The 4,492-nt window shown below is 70.9% G+C and carries 4 protein-coding genes; 2 read left to right on the plus strand and 2 right to left on the minus strand.

Going from position 1 to position 4,492, the window contains the following annotated elements:
* Positions 1-45 precede the first annotated feature (45 nt).
* Complete coding sequence (gene pruA / locus ACFWFI_RS41230) at positions 46-1,677, minus strand: L-glutamate gamma-semialdehyde dehydrogenase (protein WP_387400864.1); 1,632 nt, start codon at positions 1,675-1,677, stop codon at positions 46-48.
* Between the two features lie 68 nt (positions 1,678-1,745).
* Entirely contained in the window at positions 1,746-2,672 is a 927-nt protein-coding gene (locus tag ACFWFI_RS41235; RefSeq protein WP_387400866.1) for a proline dehydrogenase family protein, read from the minus strand.
* Positions 2,673-2,849: 177 nt separating this feature from the next.
* Here ACFWFI_RS41235 and ACFWFI_RS41240 point away from each other — a divergent pair, with 177 nt between their 5' ends.
* Both ACFWFI_RS41240 and ACFWFI_RS41245 read left to right on the plus strand, forming a co-directional pair.
* Complete coding sequence (locus ACFWFI_RS41240) at positions 2,850-3,989, plus strand: PucR family transcriptional regulator (protein ID WP_387400868.1); 1,140 nt, start codon at positions 2,850-2,852, stop codon at positions 3,987-3,989.
* Between the two features lie 85 nt (positions 3,990-4,074).
* Positions 4,075-4,431 (plus strand): hypothetical protein, encoded by a 357-nt coding sequence (locus ACFWFI_RS41245; protein WP_387400870.1) that lies wholly within the window; start codon positions 4,075-4,077, stop codon positions 4,429-4,431.
* Positions 4,432-4,492 lie beyond the last annotated feature (61 nt).

Raw genomic sequence — 4,492 nt, forward strand, 5'->3', positions numbered from 1 at the left:
GGCGGAGTGCGGGGCGGGGCGCCCCGTGCGGGCGCCCCGGGGGCGTCAGCCCTGGTGGGGGTAGGTGTACTCGGTCGGCGCGACCAGCGTCTCCTTGATGGCGCGGGTCAGCGTCCAGCGCTGCAGGTTCTGCGGGGCGCCCGCCTTGTCGTTGGTGCCCGAGCCACGGCCGCCGCCGAAGGGCTGCTGGCCGACGACGGCACCGGTCGACTTGTCGTTGATGTAGAAGTTGCCCGCGGCGTAGCGGAGCTTGTCCATCGTGTACGCGGCGGCCGCGCGGTCGTTGGAGATGACCGCACCGGTCAGCGCGTAGTCGGACACCGACTCCATCTGCTCCAGCATGGCGTCGTACTTCTCGTCCTCGTAGACGTGGACGGCGAGGATCGGGCCGAAGTACTCGGTGGTGAAGACCTCGTTGGCCGGGTCGTCGCACACGATGACGGTCGGGCGCACGAAGTAGCCGACGGAGTCGTCGTACGTGCCACCGGCGACGATCGCGCAGGTCGGGTCGGCGGCGGCGCGGTCGATCGCGGCCTTGTTCTTCGCGAAGGAACGCTCGTCGATGACGGCGCCCATGAAGTGCGACAGGTCGGTGACGTCACCCATGGTGATGCCGTCGACCTCGGCTGCGAACTCCTCCTTGAAGCCGGAGTTCCAGATGGAGGCCGGGACGTAGGCGCGGGAGGACGCCGAGCACTTCTGGCCCTGGTACTCGAAGGAGCCGCGGGTCAGCGCGGTCTTCAGGACGGCGCGGTCGGCGCTCGGGTGCGCGACGACGAAGTCCTTGCCGCCGGTCTCGCCGACGAGCCGCGGGTAGGTGCGGTAGTTGGCGATGTTGTTGCCGACCGTCTTCCACAGGTGCTGGAAGGTGGGGGTCGAGCCGGTGAAGTGGACACCGGCCAGGTCGCGGTGGTTCAGCGCCACCTCGGAGACGGCGATGCCGTCGCCGGTGACCAGGTTGATGACGCCCTTGGGCAGCCCGGCCTCCTCCAGGAGCTGCATCAGCAGCACGGCGGCGTGGGTCTGCGTCGGGGACGGCTTCCACACCACGACGTTGCCCATGAGGGCGGGCGCGGTGGGCAGGTTGGCCGCGATGGCCGAGAAGTTGAACGGCGTGATCGCGTAGACGAAGCCCTCGAGCGGGCGGTGGTCCATGCGGTTCCACACGCCGGGAGAGTTCGCCGGCGGCTGCTCGGCGAGGATCTGGCGCGCGTAGTGCACGTTGAAGCGCCAGAAGTCGACGAGCTCGCAGGGACAGTCGATCTCGGCCTGCTGCGCGGTCTTGCCCTGGCCGAGCATCGTGGAGGCGGCCAGCGTCTCGCGCCAGGGGCCGGACAGCAGCTCGGCGGCGCGCAGGATGATGGCCGCGCGGTCGTCGAAGGACATCGCGCGCCAGGCCGGAGCGGCGGCGAGGGCCGCGTCGACGGCGTCCTGGGCGTCCTGCTCGGTGGCGCCCGCGAAGGTACCGATGACGGACTTGTGGTTGTGCGGCTGCACGACGTCGACACGCTCGCCGCCACCCATGCGCTTCTCGCCGCCGATGGTCATCGGCAGGTCGATGGGGTTCTGGCTGAGCTCCTTGAGCTTCGCCTCCAGGCGGGCTCGCTCGGCGGTGCCGGGGGCGTAGGAGTGGACCGGCTCGTTGACCGGCGCGGGGACCTGGGTGACAGCGTCCATGAGTGCCTTGTCTCCTTGGTTGAGGTGGTTGGTCGTCCGGGCGGGTCAGCCCTTTTTCAGCCCTTGGTTCAGCCCTTGGTGAGAACGGAGCGGCCGAAGAACAGCAGGTTGGCCGGCTTCTCCGCGAGGCGGCGCATGAAGTAGCCGTACCAGTCGGTGCCGTACGCCGTGTAGACGCGCATCCGGTGGCCCTCGGCGGCGAGCCGGACGTGCTCCTCGCTGCGGATGCCGTACAGCATCTGGAACTCGTACTCGTCCAGTTTGCGCCCTGCCTGGCGTCCGAGCTCCTGGCCGATGGCGATGAGACGGGGATCGTGGGAGCCGATCATCGGGTAGCCCTCGCCCTGCATCAGCGTCTTCAGGATGCGGACGTACGCCTTGTCGATCTCCGGCTTGCTCTGGTAGGCGACGGAGGCGGGCTCCTTGTAGGCGCCCTTCACCAGGCGGACCCGGCTGCCCGCGGCGGCGAGGCGGCGGGCGTCGGCCTCGGTGCGGAACAGGTAGGACTGGATCACGCAGCCGGTCTGCGGGAAGTCCTTCCGCAGCTCCTCGTGGATGGCGAACATCGAGTCGAGGGTGGTGTGGTCCTCGGCGTCCAGCGTGACCGTGGTGCCGATCGCGGCGGCGGCCTCGACGACGGGGCGGACGTTGGCGAGGGCCAGCTCGTGGCCGCCCTCCAGCGCCTGGCCGAACATCGACAGCTTGACGGACATCTCGGCCCGGACGCCGAGCCCGAGCTCCTCGAGGCGGCCGACCAGCTCCAGATAGGCGTCGCGCGCGGCGGCGGCCTGCTCGGGGGTGGTGATGTCCTCACCCACGACGTCCAGGGTGACCTCGAGGCCCTTGGCGGCCGCGTCCTGGATGACCGGGACGACGTGGTCGACGGTCTCACCGGCGATGAACCGGTCGACGACCTGCTTGGTGCCCGGCGCGGCCGAGATGAAACGACGCATCTTGTCGCTGCGTGACGCGGCGAGAATCACGGGACCCAGCACGGGGCACCTCCACGGAGAACGAACGAGGCCGGACCGGTACGGACATGAACAGACCGGGACGGCACGGAGAACCACTGTGAAATCTAGGTACCCCCGCAAGCGCCTGCCATCGACAGCTGTCACGCATCCGTGTACTGGATCTCAGACATATGTCTGAAGGGGTGCGAGAATGGCTGGGTGAAGGGCGATTACCAGGAACTGGTGGACGAGATCTCCGCGCTGCTCAGCGCCCCCGCGACCCTGGAGAACCGCGATTTCGGCCTGGTCGCCTTCGGGGCCCACGACAGCGACGACGACACGGCCATGGACCCCGTCCGTACGCGCTCCATCCTCACCCGGCGCTCCACCCCGGCGGTCCGCGCCTGGTTCGAGGGCTTCGGCATCACCCGGGCGACGGGCCCGGTCCGCATCCCGGCGGCCCCGGAGGCCGGGGTGTTCCGGGACCGGATCTGCCTTCCTGTACGCCATCGGGGTGTCGTGCTGGGGTACGTGTGGCTGCTGGACGCGGACCCGGGGCCGACCGACGGACAGCTGGCGGCGGCGATGGACGTCTCGGCCCGGATCGGCGCCCTGCTGTCCGACGAGGAGCGGGCGGGCACGGACCTGTCGCGGGAATTCGGCGCGGTGCTCGTCGCCGGGCGCGGCTGGCAGCGCGACATGGCTGTGGCCGCGCTGCGCGAGGCCCTCGGCACCGACGCGGACGGGCTGCACACGGTGGTGTGCGTGATCCCGTGGTCCGGCGAGACCCCGTCCGTGCGTACGGTGCCGTCGGCGGCGGCCCTCGCCACGGTGCCCGGAGCCGGTGCCCAGTCCCTGGCCGCCCTGGTCCGACTGCGCTCCCCCGAGGCGCTCGATCCGGCGACGACGGCCGCGGAGCGGCTGCGCACCGCCGCCGGGGCCGCCGCGACCGGCGGCCTCGCAACCGCCCGCCGGGGCCTGACGGAGCTGGCCGACTCCTGGCACGAGGCCCTGTCCGCCGCCCGCGCGGCCTCGGCGGAGTCCCGCTTCGGCCCGGTCGCCGAATGGTCGGCCATCGGCCCCTACCGGCTCCTCGCCGCCCTGCCCCGCACCCCGGACACCGCACCGGACCAGGCCGTCCGCACCCTGCTCACCCCGCCCCACGCGGAACTGGCCCGCACCGCCGAGGTGTTCCTCGACCGTGCGGGCCAGGCGAGCCGTACGGCCACCGAACTGGGCATCCACCGCCAGACGCTCTACTACCGCCTCGCCCGGGTCCAGCAGCTGACCGGACTCGACCTGAACGACGGCGAGGACCGGCTGCTGCTGCACATGGCGCTCAAGCAGGCCCGGCTGTGAGTCACACCTCGGATGAGTACGGCACGGACGCGGGCTGAGTACGCCGGCGGAGTGATCGAAGCGTCACACGCGGTGAACTGGGTTCATGAGCAACGACGTCAGGACGCCCGTCGTCCCCCTCTCCGCGCCCACGGAGCCCGAACCACGCTGGTGGGCGGCCCCGTTGACCGGCACCGTGCTGGCACCGGCGCTTGCCGTCGCCGTGTCGTCGATGGAGAACGCCTTCGCCGACCGGGCGTTCCTGCTGACCGGCGGTCTGCTGATCTCCTACGCGCTGGTCCTGCCCAGCTGGTTCCTCGCCAGGACCCACGCGCGCAGCCGGCGGCGCAACGGGCTGGTGCTGGCGGGCTGCATGGCCGCCGCCTTCTTTCCCGCGGTCGTCTCCACGCTGGGGTGGACCTTGTTCCTCGTCATGCTCTTCACCGGACACATCGACGGATGACGCGCCCGGCTCGGCGCCCTGGGGATCTCGTACGACCGCGCCCGGCGGACAGAGAGAAGTC

The organism is Streptomyces sp. NPDC060209 (genome assembly GCF_042728155.1).
Classification (GTDB): domain Bacteria; phylum Actinomycetota; class Actinomycetes; order Streptomycetales; family Streptomycetaceae; genus Streptomyces.

What these genes read in the sequence shown, in the direction of transcription:
- pruA (WP_387400864.1), bottom strand. Translation starts at nt 1,677, where the DNA reads ATGGACGCTGTCACCCAGGTCCCCGCGCCGGTCAACGAGCCGGTCCAC.
- ACFWFI_RS41245 (WP_387400870.1), top strand. Translation starts at nt 4,075, where the DNA reads ATGAGCAACGACGTCAGGACGCCCGTCGTCCCCCTCTCCGCGCCCACG.